Source organism: Nocardioides sp. GXQ0305, assembly GCF_050880345.1.
In the GTDB taxonomy this organism is placed as follows: domain Bacteria; phylum Actinomycetota; class Actinomycetes; order Propionibacteriales; family Nocardioidaceae; genus Nocardioides.
In genome coordinates, this window is sequence record NZ_JBNYXG010000005.1 from 17,421 (window position 1) to 34,004 (window position 16,584).

At 72.6% G+C, this 16,584-nt stretch carries 16 protein-coding genes and 2 tRNA genes; 15 read left to right on the plus strand and 3 right to left on the minus strand.

Annotation, left to right across the window (positions count from 1 at the left end; translation table 11 throughout):
• Positions 1–92 precede the first annotated feature (92 nt).
• Together ACQ1X7_RS13795 and ACQ1X7_RS13800 are read left to right on the plus strand one after the other, a co-directional pair.
• On the plus strand, positions 93–983 hold the full coding sequence (locus ACQ1X7_RS13795; RefSeq protein ID WP_432478791.1) for a glycerophosphodiester phosphodiesterase: 891 nt from the start codon (positions 93–95) through the stop codon (positions 981–983).
• Positions 984–1,087: 104 nt separating this feature from the next.
• Entirely contained in the window at positions 1,088–1,276 is a 189-nt protein-coding gene (locus ACQ1X7_RS13800; RefSeq protein WP_432478792.1) for a hypothetical protein, read from the plus strand.
• Between the two features lie 9 nt (positions 1,277–1,285).
• On the opposite strand, the gene ACQ1X7_RS13805 is transcribed toward ACQ1X7_RS13800, so the two are convergent.
• On the minus strand, positions 1,286–1,627 hold the full coding sequence (locus tag ACQ1X7_RS13805; protein WP_432478793.1) for a DUF2568 domain-containing protein: 342 nt from the start codon (positions 1,625–1,627) through the stop codon (positions 1,286–1,288).
• A gap of 3 nt (positions 1,628–1,630) precedes the next feature.
• Entirely contained in the window at positions 1,631–2,890 is a 1,260-nt protein-coding gene (locus ACQ1X7_RS13810; protein ID WP_432478794.1) for a GNAT family N-acetyltransferase, read from the minus strand.
• A 74-nt stretch (positions 2,891–2,964) separates the two neighbouring features.
• On the opposite strand from ACQ1X7_RS13810, the gene ACQ1X7_RS13815 reads away from it, so the two are divergent.
• The 13 genes from ACQ1X7_RS13815 (at position 2,965) to ACQ1X7_RS13875 (ending at position 13,959) form a co-directional block, all read left to right on the plus strand.
• A complete protein-coding gene (locus tag ACQ1X7_RS13815) occupies positions 2,965–3,471 on the plus strand; it encodes a ribose-5-phosphate isomerase (RefSeq protein ID WP_432478795.1) in 507 nt (168 codons plus the stop codon).
• Positions 3,464–4,312 (plus strand): Fpg/Nei family DNA glycosylase, encoded by an 849-nt coding sequence (locus ACQ1X7_RS13820; RefSeq protein WP_432478796.1) that lies wholly within the window; start codon positions 3,464–3,466, stop codon positions 4,310–4,312. The genes ACQ1X7_RS13815 and ACQ1X7_RS13820 overlap by 8 nt, the downstream gene beginning before the upstream one ends.
• Before the next feature lie 8 nt (positions 4,313–4,320).
• The gene (locus ACQ1X7_RS13825) at positions 4,321–5,421 is read left to right on the plus strand and encodes a PP2C family protein-serine/threonine phosphatase (protein ID WP_432478797.1); all 1,101 of its coding nucleotides are present in this window, start codon (positions 4,321–4,323) and stop codon (positions 5,419–5,421) included.
• A 99-nt stretch (positions 5,422–5,520) separates the two neighbouring features.
• Positions 5,521–5,591: transfer RNA gene (locus ACQ1X7_RS13830), tRNA-Gly, on the plus strand.
• Between the two features lie 46 nt (positions 5,592–5,637).
• A tRNA-Pro gene (locus ACQ1X7_RS13835) sits at positions 5,638–5,710 on the plus strand.
• Between the two features lie 199 nt (positions 5,711–5,909).
• Positions 5,910–7,337: a trigger factor gene (gene tig / locus ACQ1X7_RS13840; protein ID WP_432478798.1), complete on the plus strand. Its 1,428-nt coding sequence runs from the start codon at positions 5,910–5,912 to the stop codon at positions 7,335–7,337.
• A gap of 154 nt (positions 7,338–7,491) precedes the next feature.
• Positions 7,492–8,655, plus strand: a complete 1,164-nt coding sequence (locus ACQ1X7_RS13845) for a lipase family alpha/beta hydrolase (RefSeq protein WP_432478799.1) — start codon at positions 7,492–7,494, stop codon at positions 8,653–8,655.
• Positions 8,656–8,672: 17 nt separating this feature from the next.
• On the plus strand, positions 8,673–9,341 hold the full coding sequence (locus tag ACQ1X7_RS13850; RefSeq protein ID WP_432478800.1) for an AzlC family ABC transporter permease: 669 nt from the start codon (positions 8,673–8,675) through the stop codon (positions 9,339–9,341).
• A complete protein-coding gene (locus ACQ1X7_RS13855; RefSeq protein ID WP_432478801.1) occupies positions 9,338–9,661 on the plus strand; it encodes an AzlD domain-containing protein in 324 nt (107 codons plus the stop codon). Before ACQ1X7_RS13850 ends, ACQ1X7_RS13855 begins: the two co-directional genes overlap by 4 nt.
• A gap of 155 nt (positions 9,662–9,816) precedes the next feature.
• Positions 9,817–10,410 (plus strand): ATP-dependent Clp protease proteolytic subunit, encoded by a 594-nt coding sequence (locus tag ACQ1X7_RS13860; RefSeq protein ID WP_432479070.1) that lies wholly within the window; start codon positions 9,817–9,819, stop codon positions 10,408–10,410.
• Positions 10,411–10,421: 11 nt separating this feature from the next.
• Positions 10,422–11,030, plus strand: a complete 609-nt coding sequence (locus ACQ1X7_RS13865) for an ATP-dependent Clp protease proteolytic subunit (protein ID WP_432478802.1) — start codon at positions 10,422–10,424, stop codon at positions 11,028–11,030.
• A gap of 180 nt (positions 11,031–11,210) precedes the next feature.
• Positions 11,211–12,494 (plus strand): ATP-dependent Clp protease ATP-binding subunit ClpX, encoded by a 1,284-nt coding sequence (clpX, locus tag ACQ1X7_RS13870; protein WP_432478803.1) that lies wholly within the window; start codon positions 11,211–11,213, stop codon positions 12,492–12,494.
• A gap of 121 nt (positions 12,495–12,615) precedes the next feature.
• Entirely contained in the window at positions 12,616–13,959 is a 1,344-nt protein-coding gene (locus ACQ1X7_RS13875; protein WP_432478804.1) for a hypothetical protein, read from the plus strand.
• A 10-nt stretch (positions 13,960–13,969) separates the two neighbouring features.
• Here the strand turns inward: ACQ1X7_RS13875 and valS are convergent, their stop codons facing one another.
• Positions 13,970–16,582 (minus strand): valine--tRNA ligase, encoded by a 2,613-nt coding sequence (valS, locus tag ACQ1X7_RS13880; protein ID WP_432478805.1) that lies wholly within the window; start codon positions 16,580–16,582, stop codon positions 13,970–13,972.
• Positions 16,583–16,584 lie beyond the last annotated feature (2 nt).

Genomic DNA, 16,584 nt, shown 5'->3' on the forward strand with positions numbered 1-16,584 from the left:
TCGCCCGGGCGTCACCGCGGGTCCGTCGGGGGAGACCAGGGTGGGGCCCGTCCGACCGGCCGCCGGCCGGCACGAGTCTCGGGAGAACCCTCATGCGCACGTCCACCCCCGTCCGTCCTGGCCGCCTGCCCCGGCTGGCCGTCCCCGTGGTCGCAGCCCTCGTCGGGCTCGGCGTCGCCGTCGGGCCTGCGCCCGCTGCGCTGGCCGCCCCCGACCGCGACGCCGTCGACGTCGTCGCCCACCGGGGGTCGTCGGGCGCGGCCCCGGAGAACACGATCGCCGCGGTGCAGCTGGCCCTCGACCACCGCTCCGACGTGGTGGAGAACGACATCCAGCGCACCCGCGACGGCGAGCTGGTGATCCTCCACGACGTCAGCCTGGCCCGCACGACCGACGTCGAGGAGAGGTTCCCGGCCCGCTCGCCGTGGAACGTCGGCGACTTCACCCTCGCCGAGATCCGCACCCTCGACGCGGGGTCGTGGTTCGACCCGGGCTTCGCCGGGCAGCGGGTGCCGACCCTGGCCGAGTGGGGTCGCGCCGTCGGTCGCCGGGCCGGGATGCTGCTGGAGGTCAAGCAGCCGCAGCTCTACCCCGGCATCGAGCAGGACGTCGTCGAGGAGCTGCGCACGCCCGTGTTCCGGACAGCGCTGCGACGTGACCGGCTCGTCGTCCAGTCCTTCGACCACGCCTGGCTCCGCACCTTCGACGGCGTGGCCGCCGATGTGCCGGTGGGCCTGCTGTTCGCCGGCGGCCCGCCGTCCGAGGCGCAGCTCGCCGACGCCGCGACGTGGGCCGAGCAGGCCAACCCCGCGCTCGGCGACATGACCGAGGCCACGGTCGACCAGATCCACTCCCACGGCCTGGAGACCCACGTGTGGACGGTCAACGACGGGCAGGGGATGCGCCGGGCGATCAGCTGGGACGTCGACGGCGTGATCACCAACTACCCGCAAGTGCTGCGCGACATCCTCCGTCGCGGCTGACTCCCGCGGGGGATCTGAGGCTGTCGGCCCGCGATCTGAGGCCGACTCCCCATGCGTCCCGAGGGTGGGGCTCCCTAGCGTCGTCGACGACGAGGGGAGACACCATGACCTACTACCGATGCAGCTGCGGCCAACCGCTGGCCGTGTTCGTCAGCGACGTCGCCGGGATCGGCCTGCCGGTCCCCGCGCCGGAGCACGTCGCCGAGCGCGTCCGGGCCAGCCTCGAACGGCACCTGGGCGCGCTCTCGACGGCCGAGGACGAGGCGATGCACTTCGCGTACGAGGCCGCCTGACCGGGCGGTTCACGGGTTCGGCACCAGCTCGCGCACGAAGCGCAGCTGAGCCAGCGCGTTGACGACGACCGAGAACACGAGGAGGGCGGCCGCCCAGCCCGGGTGACCCGCCAGCCACAGGCCGGCGGACGCCGATCCGAAGACCAGCACCTTGGCGACGGGCCGGGCGACCGGCCCGCCCCACCGCGCCTTCGGCGACGCGAACGCCCACCACACCGACACGGCCACCAGCGGCGCCACCACGGCGCCCGGGAGGCCGGCGGCCGCGTGACCGGCCACCCCGGCGGCGACGACCGCGAGCACCTCGTCGACGAAGACGAGGGTGAGGACGACCCAGCCGAGGCCCGCCACGCCTCAGAAGCCGATCGCGGCGGTGGGTGGCAGGTCGGTCCGGAACGCACGCCACAGCTCGGCGACGGCACCCGCGCGCACCTCGGGCAACAGTCCGGCGCGGTGCATCGCGATCAGGTTGGTCCCGCCGAGGTACGCCGCACCCAGGGCGGCGACCGGGAGCGACGCGTCGGCCGCGGCGTCGGTGCGCTCCGCCCGCCCCTCGCCGCCCTTGACCACGATCCGCCACCGGCCGGCCTGCCACGGGGCCAGCGGGTCGACCAGGTCGACCACCACGTCGCACTCCCCGTCGTACGACCGCAGCGGCAGGGCCGCCTCGAGGTCGACCACCCGCAGCCAGAGGTTGTCGACCGGGACCACCTCGCCGGCCGCGCGCGGGCCGAGCCACTGCCAGACCGGGTCGTCGAGGGCGGCGTCGGGCAGCTTGACGGTGCCCATCAGGTCGAAGTCGACCAGCCGGCGCAGCAGGGCGAGGCGGGCCGCGGGCTCGCCGATCAGGACGATCACCTCGAGGGTGCCGTTGGGGCGGTGCTGCTCCCACTTGTGCGTCCGGCGGAACGCCGCGAGGCCGACGTCGACCCCGTCCCGGACCGCGAACAGGGTCCGCCGCGGCTCCTTGTCGCGGAGCTGCTGGGGCGTCTCCCGCAGCACCGCCGTGTAGAAGCCCTCGGCGCCGACGACCGAACCCGGGAGCGCCTCGGCCACCCGCAGCTCGGTGGCGAGCACCCGCTGGACCAGGTCGCGGCCGGACTCGGAGCCGAGCCGGGTCTCCATCGCGCCGGCCTCGTCGTCGAGACCCGGGGCGGTGAACGTCGTCCCGCGGCTCACCGAGAGCGTCGCCGACTGCGACGCGAGCCCGTAGCCGTAGCGCCCGTAGATCACCGGCTCGCTCGCGTGCAGGCCGGACAGGGCGAGGCCCTCCCGGTGGGTCTGCTCGACGTGGTGGCGCATCATCGCGGTCAGCACGCCTCGCCTCCGGTGGTCGGGGTGCACGCCGACCCAGGTCAGCCCCGCCATCGGCACCAGCCGGCCGCGCGTCCCCGCCGGCACCGAGAGCTGCATCGGCCGGACGCCGTAGATCCCGGGGAAGGTGTCCGGCGCCGAGCCCGGCCGGTCGGCGGCGAACCGCTGCTCGGGTGGTACGCCGACCATCTGCTCGGCCACGGGCAGCTCGTCGGGCTCCTCGAACCACACCAGCGCGTCGGTGGCGACGAAGCGCTCGTGGTCGGTGGCGAGGGCGACCTGCACGTCGGACTCGGACATGGCACCAGAGTGCCGGTCCTGCGGGCCCTCGGGCCACCGGTTTCCGGGTGGACGGGCTCTGGGAGGATCCCCTCATGCGCGTGCACCTGGGCTCCGACCACGCCGGTCTCGACCTCAAGGACCACCTCACCGCCTGGCTCACCGACCACGGTCACGAGCCGGTCGACCACGGTCCGTTCGTCCACGATCCCGACGACGACTACCCGTGCTTCTGCCTCCGCGCCGCCGTCGGCGTCGCCGAGGACCGGGAGGCGGGGCTCGACAGCCTCGGCGTGGTCATCGGCGGCTCGGGGAACGGCGAGCAGATGTCGGCCAACAAGGTCGCCGGGATCCGCTGCGCGCTGGTGTGGTCCGACGAGACCGCGGTCCTGGCGCGCGAGCACAACGACGCGAACATGGTGTCCGTCGGTGGCCGGATGCACGAGCTCGAGGAGATGACCCGGTTCGTCGAGAAGTTCCTCGCCACGCCGTTCAGCGGCGAGGCGCGCCACGTCCGGCGGATCGACCAGCTGACCTCCTACGAGGCCACGGGTGTGCTGCCGCCGCTGCCCCCGTCGGCCGTGGGCCGGGGCGATGCCTGAGGGGCACGCCCTCTTCCGGGTCGCCCGCGACCTGCGCGAGGCGTTCGCCGGGCTGCCGACCCGGGTCAGCTCGCCCCAGGGCCGGTTCGCGGCCGACGCGGCGCTGCTCGACGGGGCGGTCCTGCTCGGCGCGGAGTCGGCCGGGAAGCACGTCTTCGTGGAGTTCGAGGGCGACCGGCTGGTGCACGTCCACCTCGGCCTGATCGGGACCTTCGACGTCGTCACCGGCGCCACGGACCTGCCACCTCCGGTCGGACAGGTCCGGATGCGGCTCGCGGGGCAGCGCCCCGACGGGACGGCGTACGCCGACCTGCGCGGCGCGATCACCTGCGACCTGGTCGACCCCGCGCGCCGGGACCGGGTGATCGGCGAGCTCGGCCCCGACCCGCTCCGCGACGAGGCCGACCCCGACCGTGCGTGGCAGCGGATCCGGCGCAGCGAGCGGCCGATCGGCGCGCTGGTGATGGATCAACAGGTGCTCGCCGGCGTCGGCAACGTCTACCGCGCCGAGGTGCTGTTCCGGCACCGGATCCACCCGTTCCGCCCCGGCCGGACGCTGCGGGTCGGTCAGTGGCGGTCGATGTGGGACGACCTGCGCGTGCTGCTCGCCGAGGGCGTGCGGGTGGGGCGGATCGACACCGTCCGGCCCGAGCACACGCCCGAGGCGATGGGGCGTCCGCCGCGCGCGGACGACCACGGCGGGGAGGTCTACGTCTACCGCCGCACCGGCCAACCGTGCCTGGTCTGCGGCCGTCCGGTGCGCACCGCGGAGCTCGCCGGACGCAACGTCTTCTGGTGCACGCGTTGTCAGCCGAAGTACCGCTCCCGGGCCGTACAGTGACCCACCTGATGACTGAGACGACCCGGCGGCCGAGCCGGTCCCCCCGCTTGCGCGACGCGGCCAACGCCGCCCTGCGCCGCAGCTCGTCCGAGGGCGACGACCGTGCCCTGCTCTCGCTGGTCGTGCTGACCCTCGTCCTCGCGATCCCGGGCTGGATCTACCCCGAGTACGTGCCGGTCACGGCGCTGGTGCTGCCGCTCATCCTCGGCAGCCTGATCCTGGGGCCGCGCCACCTGCCGTGGTTCATCGTCTTCGTGCTGCTGTGCATCGTCGGCACCATGTCCCAGCTCACCGACATCACCCCGCGGGTGGTCGGTGGCGTGGTGGTGCTGTTCATCGCCGGCTTCATCATCCTGCTCACCTCGTTCCGCCGCACCCGGCTCGGCGTCGCCGGCGCCCGCGGCGAGTCGATGCTGGTCGACCTGCGCGACCGGATCCAGAGCCAGGGCACGATCCCCACGCTGCCCGTGGGCTACCACGCCGAGTCCGCGCTCCGACCCGCCGGCGGTACGCCGTTCGCGGGCGACTTCGTGGTGATCGCCGGCCCACCGGACAACGAGCGGCTCGAGGTTGTCATGGTCGACGTCTCGGGCAAGGGGGAGGGCGCCGGCACCCGGGCCCTGCTCCTGGCGGGGGCGTTCGGCGGGCTGCTGGGCGCGCTGCCCCCCGCCGACTTCCTGCCGGCCGCCAACCGCTACCTCCTGCAGCAGCACTGGGAGGAGGGCTTCGCCACCGCCGTCCACCTCTCGCTCGACATGAGCTCGGGGGTCTACGAGATCCGCAGCGCCGGCCACCCGCCCGCCGCCCATCGCATCGCGAGCACGGGGCGCTGGGCGGTCCACTCCGGCGAGGGCCCGGCGCTGGGCCTGCTCGACGACGTGGAGTTCCCGGCCGTCTCGGGACAGCTCCGCCCGGGCGACGCGATCATGCTCTACACCGATGGCCTGGTGGAGACCGCGACGATGGACATCGCCGTCGGCATCGACAAGATGCTCGGCCAGGCCGAGGTCATGCTGCGGGGCAACTTCGACGGTGGCGCGCAGCGGATGATCGACACGCTCGGGTCCCGCAGCGACGACCGGGCGCTGGTGCTGGTCTCGCGCCGCTGAGTCCGTCGGGGCGGTCGCCTCGGTTGGAGTCGTCCGAGGCCGGTGTGGCACCATGTCAGCCGCACATTTCCCGGCGCCCGAGCGGTGTGGAGTGAGCGCGCGGATGTAGCTCAATGGTAGAGCCCCAGTCTTCCAAACTGGCTACGCGGGTTCGATTCCCGTCATCCGCTCCCAGGGGTCGACGGCCGAGCGGATGACCGGTCGTCGGCTGCTTGGCGGGGCGTAGCGTAGTGGCTAGCGCGCCTGCTTTGGGAGCAGGAGATCGCAGGTTCGAGTCCTGTCGCCCCGACCCGTCCCCCGTGACCCCTCATGCACTGGGATTTCGGGGGGAGTGCGCCCGGCCAGTAGGCTGGCAGACGGCCTCTGCAGCACCCGTCCGCCCTCGCGTGCCCACGCGTCCGTGCGGTCTGCCGCAGTCGGCCTGCCCGGAGCCAGACGGGCCCACGGACATCAGAGAACGACTCGCAGAACGACTGAGGAGACAACCTGTGAAGAGCGCCGTCGAGACCTTGAGCCCGACCCGGGCCAAGATGACTGTCGAGGTGCCCTTCGAGGAGCTCAAGCCGAGCCTCGACGCGGCGTACCGCAGCATCGCCCAGCAGATCAACGTCCCCGGTTTCCGCCGTGGCAAGGTCCCGCCGACGGTGATCGACCGCCAGGTCGGCCGGGGCGCGGTCCTCGACCAGGCGATCAACGACGTGGTCCCCCAGAAGTACATCGAGGCGCTGCAGGAGAACTCGCTGGAGCCCCTCGCGCAGCCCGAGATCGAGATCACCCGGCTCGAGGACAACGACAGCCTCGAGTTCACGGCCGAGGTCGACGTGAAGCCCGAGATCGAGGTGCCGTCGTACGAGGGGCTCGAGGCCCAGGTCGACGACATCGAGCTCACCGACGCCGACGTCGAGGAGCAGGTGCAGGCGCTGCGCGAGCGGTTCGCCACGCTGACCGAGGTCGAGCGGCCGGCCGCCGACGGCGACTTCGTCACCATCGACCTGGTCGCCACCCAGGGCGGCGAGCCCGTCGAGGGCGCCGAGGTCTCCGGCATGTCCTACAAGGTCGGTCGCGGCGGCATGCTCGACGGCCTCGACGAGGCCCTGGTCGGCCTGTCCGCCGGCGACGAGAAGGCCTTCACCTCCCAGCTGGTCGGCGGCGACCTGGTGGGCGAGGACGTCGAGGTCACGGTGAAGGTCTCCCAGGTCCAGGAGCAGGAGCTGCCGGACCTCGACGACGACTTCGCCCAGATGGCCAGCGAGTTCGACACCGCCGAGGAGCTGCAGGCCGACGTCCGGGAGCGGCTCGGCCGGGGCAAGCGCCTCGAGCAGGCCGCCGCCGCCCGCGACGCCGTCCTCGAGGTGCTGCTCGAGAAGGTCTCGGTGCCGCTGCCGGAGACGATGGTCACCGACGAGCTCAACGCGCGCCGGCAGTCCGTCGAGCAGCAGCTGGTGATGGCCGGCCTCACCATGGAGAAGTACCTCGAGGACGAGGGACAGACCCAGGAGGAGTTCGAGGCCGAGCTCGAGCGCCGGGTCCGCGACGCCGTCACCGCGCAGTTCCTGCTCGACGAGGTCGCCAAGCAGAACGAGTACGGCGTCGACCAGTCCGAGCTCTCCGAGCACCTGGTGCGCCGCGCCCAGCAGTCCGGCCAGGACCCGCAGGAGTTCGCCAACCACATGTTCGAGCACAACCACGTGCCCGAGCTGGTCCAGGAGATCCTGCGCGGCAAGGCCCTCGCGGCGATCGTCGAGTCCGCCACCGTGACCGACGCCTCCGGCCACGAGGTGGAGCTGAAGAACCTGCGGCGCGACGGCACCATCGGCGAGCCCGAGGACGAGGCCGCCGACGACGAGGCTGCGGACGCCGGCACCGAGGACGCCGACACCGAGGACGCCGCGGAGCCGGAGCCCGAGAAGGCGTGAGCACCGTCGGTTTCCCCGCCTGAGCGGGGAAACCGGCGCCTGGCGGGGGAAACCTCCACCGCCAGGCGCAGGACTCGCCCACGAGGCTCGACCCGCCACCCCCGCCCGAGGACTTCGGTGCACATCTGTGCACCGAACCGTTAGGCTGGCCGCCATGGTCACCACCCGGGCCGGGGTCGTCCACGCACTGTCCCTGCTCGCGGAGGTCGCCGACGAGCTGGTCGTGCGCACCGTCCGCGACACCCACGTCGCGGTCCTCGACCGGGTCCACGGTGCCCGCCGACCCGGCAGGGCCGCAGCGCGCGGCGTGGGGGAGCGGGTCCACCGCGGCGTCGCCGGTGGTGTGTACGGCGGCCTCGGACGGAGCCTCCGGGGCGCGTCGTGGGCGCTCGACCGGCTGGCCGAGAGCCACGCCGGTCCACCGCTGGACGCCGACCCACGCGGGCGGTTCCTCAGCTCGGCCGTCAACGGCCTGATCGGCGACCGGCTGCTGCGCGAACGCCCTCAGCTCGCGATCCCGATGGCGGTCCGCGCGGACGACCGCGACGTCGTGCTCGACCGGGCGGGACTGGCCGCGGCGTTCCCCGGGGCGACCGGCCGGGTCGTGGTGTTCCTGCACGGGCTGTGCGAGAACGAGACCCACTGGAGGCGTCACCGCGACCGGCACGGCACGACGTACGCCGACACGCTGGCGGCCGACGGCTGGACGCCCGTGCTGTTGCGTGCCAACACCGGGCTGCCGCTGCGCGAGAACGGCGTCGCGCTCGCCGCCCTGCTCCACGACCTGGTCCAGGCCTGGCCGCTGCCGGTCGAGCGGGTCGCCCTGGTCGGGCACTCCCTCGGGGGCCTCGTGATGCGGGCGGCGGCTGCGGTCACCACGCCGGACGACCGGCCCTGGACCTCACTGGTCACCGACGTGGTCACCCTCGGGACGCCGCACCTGGGCGCGCCGCTCGCCGGCCAGGTCGGGACCGGGAGCTCGCTCCTCGGCAGGCTGCCGGAGTCCGCGGCGCTGGGCCGGATCCTCGACCAGCGCTCGGCCGGCGTGCTCGACCTCGTGGCCGGCCTCGCGGAGGACGTGCCGCCCCTCCCGCACGCCCGCTACCGCCTGGTCGCCGGCACCGTGACCGGGTCCCCCCGACACCCGGTCGGCGCGTGGCTGGGGGACGGGCTGGTGCGGCCGCCTTCGGCGTACGGCCGGGGGCGGGGCGTCGACCTGTTCCCCGGTGCCGAGGTGCTGCACGTGCCCGGGGCCGGCCACTTCGACCTGCTCAACCACCCGCGTGTCGGGGAGGCCCTGCGCGCGTGGCTGCGATGACTTCCTAAGGTGGGCCGGTGGGTGACTCCTTCCGGCGCGGCCTGCGCCTCGGCGTTCCCTTCGCCACGGTCGCGACCGTGCTCTCGGTGTCCTTCGGCGCGCTCGCGGTCCAGGTCGGCTTCACGCCGCTCCAGGCGGTCGCGACCTCCGCCCTGGTCTTCGGCGGCTCGGCCCAGTTCGGCGCCCTCGCGATCGTCGGCGCGGGCGGCGGGGTCCCGGCCGCGCTGGGTGCCGCCACCCTGATGCACTCGCGCTTCCTGGCGATGGGCATCGCCCTGGCCCCCTCCCTGGAGGGCGGGCCGCTGCGCCGGGCGATCGAGGGCCAGGCCACCGTGGACTCCTCGTGGGCGATGGGCGCCCGAAGCGACGGCAGCTTCGACCGCAGCCTGGTCTTCGGCATGACGCTGCCGCAGTACGTGGGCTGGGTGCTCGGAACCGTGGTGGGCGCTTCCGCCGGAGGGATGCTCGGCGACCCGGAGCGGTTCGGCCTGGACGCGCTGTTCCCCACGTTCTTCCTCGGCATCCTGATCGGCGACCTGCGACGCCCCCGGGCGCGGACCGCGGCCCTGCTCGGAGGGGCGATCGCGCTGGTGCTGGTGCCGTTCACACCCCCCGGCGTCCCCGTCCTGGCCGCGAGCGCTGCCGCCCTGATCGGCCTCGCTCGGCCCGAGGGGAGCCGGGCGTGACGCTCTCGGAGACCCAGGTCTGGCTGCTGATCGCGGCCCTCACCGTGATGGGCCTGCTCGTGAAGGGGATCGGTCCGGCGTTCGTCGGTGGCCGCGCCCTGCCCCGGAGGGCCAGCGGCGTGATCGCCCTGATGGCGCCGGCCCTGCTGACGGCCCTGGTCGTCACCTCCGTGCTCTCGGACGGACGGCAGCTCTCGGCAGGTGCGGACACCGTCGGTGTGGCGGTCGCGGGCTGCCTGCTGCTGCTCCGGGTGCCGCTGCTCTGGGCCTGCCTCGCCGCGGTCGTCGTCACCGCGGGGCTCCGACTGCTCGTGGGGTGAGCCGGCGCGGTCCCGGACCCGGTCCGGACCGGCTTCCGCTGTGCGCGAACAGGGGCGCCTCCCCCGTGGAAGTGACGGTCCTTGCGGCTAGGGTCGCAGGCGTGAACCAGAACTCCAGCCACTCGCTCCCGGAGGCCAACGGCTCCTCCAACTCGATGTACGGGCTCGACGACCACATCTACCAGCGGCTGCTGCGCGAGCGGATCGTCTTCCTCGGCTCGGAGGTGCGCGACCAGAACGCGAACGCGATCTGCGCCCAGCTGCTGCTGCTGTCGGCCGAGGACCCCGAGGCCGACATCTTCCTCCACATCAACTCCCCGGGCGGCTCGGTCGACGCGGGCATGGCGATCTACGACACCATGAACTACATCCCGAACGACGTCGCCACGGTCGGCATGGGCCTGGCCGCGTCGATGGGGCAGTTCCTGCTGTGCGCCGGCACCAAGGGCAAGCGCTACGCGCTGCCCCACGCGCGGATCATGATGCACCAGCCGTCGTCCGGCATGGGCGGCTCGGCGTCCGACATCAAGATCCAGGCCCAGCAGTCGCTCCACATCAAGCAGGTGCTGCTCGAGCTGATCGCCCAGCACACCGGCCAGGACCTCGAGCAGGTCATCACCGACGCCGACCGCGACCGCTGGTTCACCGCCGACCAGGCGCTCGAGTACGGCCTGGTCGACCAGGTCATCAAGAGCGCGCGCGAGGCGGCCGACCAGGGCCGGCCCGCCCACTCCGACGAGAAGAAGTGACGAGGACAGACATGAACTACTACATCCCGCAGTGGGAGGAGCGGACGTCCTACGGCTTCCGCCGCATCGACCCCTACGCCAAGCTGTTCGAGGACCGGATCATCTACCTCGGCACCCCGATCTCCGACGACGTGGCCAACGCGGTCATCGCCCAGCTGATGTGCCTGGAGTCGATGAACCCCGACCAGGACGTGCAGATCTACATCAACTCCCCGGGCGGCTCGTTCACCGCGCTCACCGCGATCTACGACACGATGAACTTCATCAAGCCCGACGTGCAGACGGTGTGCATCGGCCAGGCCGCCTCGGCCGCGGCCATCCTGCTGGCGGCCGGCTCGCCCGGCAAGCGGACCGCGCTGCCCAACAGCCGGATCCTGATCCACCAGCCCTACACCGAGGGCACCTTCGGGCAGACCTCCGACATCGAGATCCAGGCCAACGAGATCCTGCGGATGCGCGAGCTGCTCGAGCAGATGATCGCCGACCACAGCGGTCGTGACCGCGAGCAGGTCAGCCAGGACATCGAGCGCGACAAGATCCTGACCGCCGAGCAGGCCGTCGAGTACGGCCTGGTCGACGCGGTGATCCAGCCGCGCAAGGGCGCCCCGGCGCTCGCCTGACCCGGCACCCGAACATGGTCCGACACGGCGCGTTCCTCGTGTCCCCCGCCCTCGGGTGGGTGACACGGGGTACCGTCGTCTGGCCGCGCGACCCCGGGCACCCGGGGATCGGCGGCGCGATCGAGTCGAGCAGCATCCGGCGTACTCCGGGCGCCGGACGGGAGTGGAGGATGGTTCCCTGTGGCACGCATCGGTGACGGCGGTGACCTGCTGAAGTGCTCCTTCTGCGGGAAGAGCCAGAAGCAGGTCAAGAAGCTCATCGCCGGCCCCGGCGTCTACATCTGTGACGAGTGCATCGACCTCTGCAACGAGATCATCGAGGAGGAGCTCAGCGAGGGCTCCGACGTCGAGCTCGCCAACCTCCCCAAGCCGCAGGAGATCTTCGAGTTCCTCAACTCCTACGTCATCGGCCAGGAGCAGGCCAAGAAGTCGCTGGCCGTGGCGGTCTACAACCACTACAAGAGGGTCCAGGCCGGGCTGCAGCCCTCCGTCGGCAAGCACGCCAAGGAGGAGGCGGTCGAGGTCGCCAAGTCCAACATCCTGGTGATCGGCCCCACGGGCTGCGGCAAGACCTACCTCGCCCAGACCCTGGCGCGGATGCTCAACGTGCCGTTCGCGATCGCCGACGCCACCGCGCTCACCGAGGCCGGCTACGTCGGCGAGGACGTCGAGAACATCCTGCTCAAGCTGATCCAGGCCGCCGACTACGACGTCAAGAAGGCCGAGACCGGGATCATCTACATCGACGAGATCGACAAGGTCGCCCGCAAGGCCGAGAACCCCTCGATCACCCGGGACGTCTCCGGCGAGGGCGTGCAGCAGGCGCTGCTGAAGATCATCGAGGGCACCACCGCCTCGGTGCCCCCGCAGGGCGGCCGCAAGCACCCCCACCAGGAGTTCATCCAGATCGACACCACCAACATCCTGTTCGTGGTGGGCGGGGCCTTCGCCGGACTCGAGAACATCATCGAGCAGCGGGTCGGCAAGAAGACCCTGGGGTTCACCGCGGAGGTGCGCGGGGCCGCCGAGCGCGAGGCCGACGACCTGCTCGCGCAGGTGCGGCCCGAGGACCTCACCAAGTTCGGCCTGATCCCCGAGTTCATCGGTCGGCTGCCCCTGATCGCGAGCGTCAGCAAGCTCGACCAGGAAGCCCTGTGCCAGATCCTCACCGAGCCGCGCAACGCGCTGGTGAAGCAGTACCAGAAGCTCTTCGAGCTCGACGGGGTCGAGCTGGAGTTCACCGACGACGCCGTGAAGGCCGTGGCCGACCAGGCCATGGAGCGGGGGACCGGCGCCCGCGGCCTCCGCGCGATCATCGAGGAGGTCCTCCTCCACGTCATGTACGACGTCCCGTCGCGTGGTGACGTCGCCAAGGTCGTGGTGACCGGCGAGGTCGTCACCGACGAGGTCGCGCCGACGCTGGTCCCGCGCGAGGCGGAGACCAAGAAGAAGAAGTCGGCCTGATCCGACACGCCGATTAGCCATCCCGGTCTAGTCACTTCGAGTCATTTCGGCTCAGGGGTCTGGTCCTGTGCCTCGCGGGCCGGGACAGTTGTCCCTGGAGCACTCGGGGAAGGGGCCCAGCATGAGGATCGAGCACCGGCGACCACTCGTCGCCTTCGTCTGCGTGACGCTGCTGTGTGCCCTCGTCATGGTCCAGACCATGCTCTACGTGGTCCGCTCGCCGCTCGGACAGGGCGTCGGCACCGCCCGCGGCGCGTTCGCGGACGTCCTCGCAGACAATGCAGCGACGTCGGTGGTGTCTCGCCTCGTCGGTGGGACCAACGTCCTGGAGCTGCCCGGCGGCCAGAACGGGATGACCAGGTTCACCGAAGGCGCTCCCGCCCTGCTCGCGGTGCCCGACCTCGCGGCCGCCGCCGCCGCTGGTGCGGCCGCCGCGGCCGTTCCCCCGCCCTCGACCGGCGGGGCGCCGGCCGCGGACGACGGGGGCCCGACGGCCGGCAACGGCGCCGGCGGGAACGGCGACGGCGGCAACGGCAACGGCAACGGGGGGAACAGCCAGATCGATGGCGGCGGACCCGGCGGTGGGCCCGGGGGCGGCAACGGCGGCCCCGGGACGGACCCGGGCACGGATCCCGGCACCGACCCGGGCGCCGAACCACCTCGCGGTCGCGAGGTGCGCCAGGTCGCGCGGCTGATGAGGCTCGCCAAGAGCGACGCGCTCGCCGACTACGTCGAGGACCCCGCGACCGCCCCCGCGCTGGTCGCCCTCGCCGAGCTGATCCAGGCGTCTGTCGACGCAGAGACGCCGCTGTCGGCGGTCGAGCTGGCGGGCATGGTCGACTCGGTCGAGGTGCGGGCGCTCAACGAGGTGGTGGAGCAGGCCGGCAACCCGCCGGAGCCGGAGGAGCCCGGCACCGACGAGCCCCAGGACCCGAAGGACCCGAAGGACCCGCAGCTCCCCGAGGACCCCGAGGACTCGGCCGATCCGCTCGAGCCGGCGGGCGACGGTCCGGCGAGCGACGCCGACGACCGGCAGCTGCAGGACGCCACCGACGAGGCGACCGACCAGCTCCAGCCGGGGCAGCGCGACCTCGAGCAGACCGACGAGACTCAGCAGCGGCCGCGCCACAGCGACCGGAAGGCGCAGGCCGACCAGGAGACGCCGGCCGCGCCCGCGGCTCCCGAGCCCGAGCCGGCACCGGCCCCGGAGCCCGCACCGGAGCCCGAGCCGGCACCGGCCCCTGCGCCCGAGCCCGCACCCGCACCGGAGCCCGCACCCGCCCCTGAGCCCGCGCCTGCCCCTGAGCCCGCGCCTGCCCCGGAGCCGGAGCCCGCCCCTGAGCCGGAGCCCGCACCGGCACCCGAGCCGGCAGACCCGCCGCAGGAACCGGCGGTCGAGCAGCCCGCGTCACCTGCGCCCGCGGCCGCCCCGCCTGCCCGCGCCGGTCACGACGACCCCGCCTGAGCGGGTCCGCTCACCCGGGCTGGTCGGCCTCGGCGAGCTCCGCGGTGACGGTGATCTCCTCGGCGCCCGCCCGCGGTGAGAGCACCAGGTCACCGGTGATCCGCCCCGACGCACGCAGGTCGGAGGCGGCCCGCTCGACGGCCGCCACCTGGTCGGCCGGCCCGGTGATCTCGACGCGCGAGAGGGGTGCCTTCATGGACACCTTGGCCTGCGACTTCGCGCCGCGGATGCCGATCAGGGCGGCCGCGACGGCGTCGATGAGCGAGGGGTCCGCGGCGGCCGCGGAGCCGAGGTCGGCGCTGGTCGGCCACGGGGCCAGGTGGATCGACCCGTCGTGCCACCACGACCACACCTCCTCGGTCACGTAGGGCAGGAACGGCGCGAGCAGCCGCAGCTGCACGTCCAGCGCGATCGCCAGGGTGGCGCGCGCGGACGCGGTGCCGGGGCCGCCGTCCTCGGCGTACGCGCGGTCCTTGACCAGCTCGAGGTAGTCGTCGCAGAACTCCCAGAAGAACTTCTCCACCGTCTCGAGCGCCGTCGTGTAGTCGTAGGCGTCGAACGCGTCGGTGGCCCGGCCGACCACCACCTCGAGGCGCCCGAGCAGGGCACAGTCGACCGGGTCGCTGACCGCGGCGTGGTTGAGGTCGGGCCCGGCCATGCCGAGCACGAACCGGGAGGCGTTGAGCACCTTCATCGCCAGCCGTCGGCCGACCTTCATCTGACTCTCGTCGAACGGCGAGTCCAGGCCCGGACGGGCCATGGCCGCCCGCCAGCGCACGGCGTCGGCGCCGTACCTGTCGAGGATCTCGGAGGGCACCACGACGTTGCCCTTGGACTTCGACATCTTCTTGCGGTCGGGGTCGACGATGAAGCCGGAGATCATGGCGTGACGCCAGGGCGCGGTGTGGTTCTCGAAGTGGGCCCGGACCGCCCGGGAGAACAACCAGGTGCGGATGATGTCGTGGGCGTGCGTGCACAGGTCCATCGGGAACACGCGCTGCCACAGGTCGTCGTCGGTCTCCCACCCGCCGGCGATCTGCGGGGTGAGCGACGACGTGGCCCACGTGTCCATCACGTCCGGGTCACCGATGAAGCCGCCGGGCCGACCGCGCTGGGCCTCGTCGTAGCCCTGGGGCGCGACCGTCGAGGGGTCCAGCGGCAGGTCCTCCTCGCGGGGCAGCAGCGGGTGGTCGTAGTCGGGATCGGCGTTGTCGTCGAGCGGGTACCAGACCGGGAACGGGATGCCGAAGTAGCGCTGCCGCGAGATCAGCCAGTCGCCGTTGAGGCCGCCCACCCAGTTGTCGTAGCGATGGCGCATGTGACGTGGGATCCAGTCGATCTCGGAGCCACGCGCGAGCAGGTCGTCGCGCAGGTCGGCGTCGCGCCCGCCGTTGCGGATGTACCACTGCCGGGTGGCGACGATCTCGAGGGGCTTGTCGCCCTTCTCGTAGAAGTTCGCCATCCGCTGCGTCGGCGTCGGTTCGCCGTCCAGGTCGCCGCTCTGGCGCAACGCGGCGACCACGGCTTCGCGGGCGCTGAAGACGGTCTTGCCCTTGAGGTCCTCGTACGCGGCGGCGGCGTCGCCGGCGAGCCACTCGGGCGTCTCGCGCGACATCCGGCCGTCACGACCGATCAGGGTACGGACGGGCAGGTCGAGCTCGCGCCACCAGGTCACGTCGGTGAGGTCGCCGAAGGTGCAGCACATCGCGATGCCGGCGCCCTTGTCCGGCTCGGCCAGGTGGTGGGCCACGACGGGGATCTCGACGCCGAAGACAGGACTGGTGACGGACGTGCCGAAGAGGCCGGCATACCGCTCGTCGTCCGGGTGGGCGACCAGCGCGACCACGCTCGGGATCAGCTCGGGCCGGGTGGTCTCGATCCAGACCGGCTCGCCGTCGGGACGGTGGAACGCGACCCGGTGGTAGTGGCCCGCATATTCGCGAGCCTCCAGCTCGGCCTGCGCGACCGCCGTCTGGAAGGTGACGTCCCACAGCGTGGGAGCCTCGGAGAGGTAGGCCTCGCCGCGGGCGAAGTTCCGCAGGAACGCCTTCTGGCTCACCAGCTGCGCCTTGGGCCCGATGGTCGTGTAGTGCTGCTTCCAGTCGACCGAGAGGCCGACGGTGCGCCAGAGCCGCTCGAAGACCTCCTCGTCCTGCTCGACCAGCTCCTCGCAGAGCTCGATGAAGTTGGGCCGGCTGATCGGCACCTGGCGCTTCGGGTCCGGCTTCTCCGGCGGGGTGTAGTCGGCCTCGTAGGGGAGCGAGGGATCGCACCTGACGCCGTAGTAGTTCTGGACCCGGCGCTCGGTCGGGAGACCGTTGTCGTCCCACCCCATGGGGTAGAAGACCGCCTTGCCGCGCATCCGCTGGAACCGCGCGATCAGGTCGGTGTGGGTGTAGGAGAAGACGTGGCCGACGTGCAGCGATCCGCTCACGGTCGGTGGCGGCGTGTCGATGGAGTAGACGTCGGCACGCTCACGGGACCGGTCGAAGGCGTAGGTGTCGTCGGCGCGCCACTGCGCGGCCCACTTCTCCTCGAGCCCCTCCAGCGCAGGCTTCTCGGGTACGACGACGGCGCGCCGTTCGGCCGCCGGGGTGGTCGTCGCCTGCTCGGTCTGGCTCATGA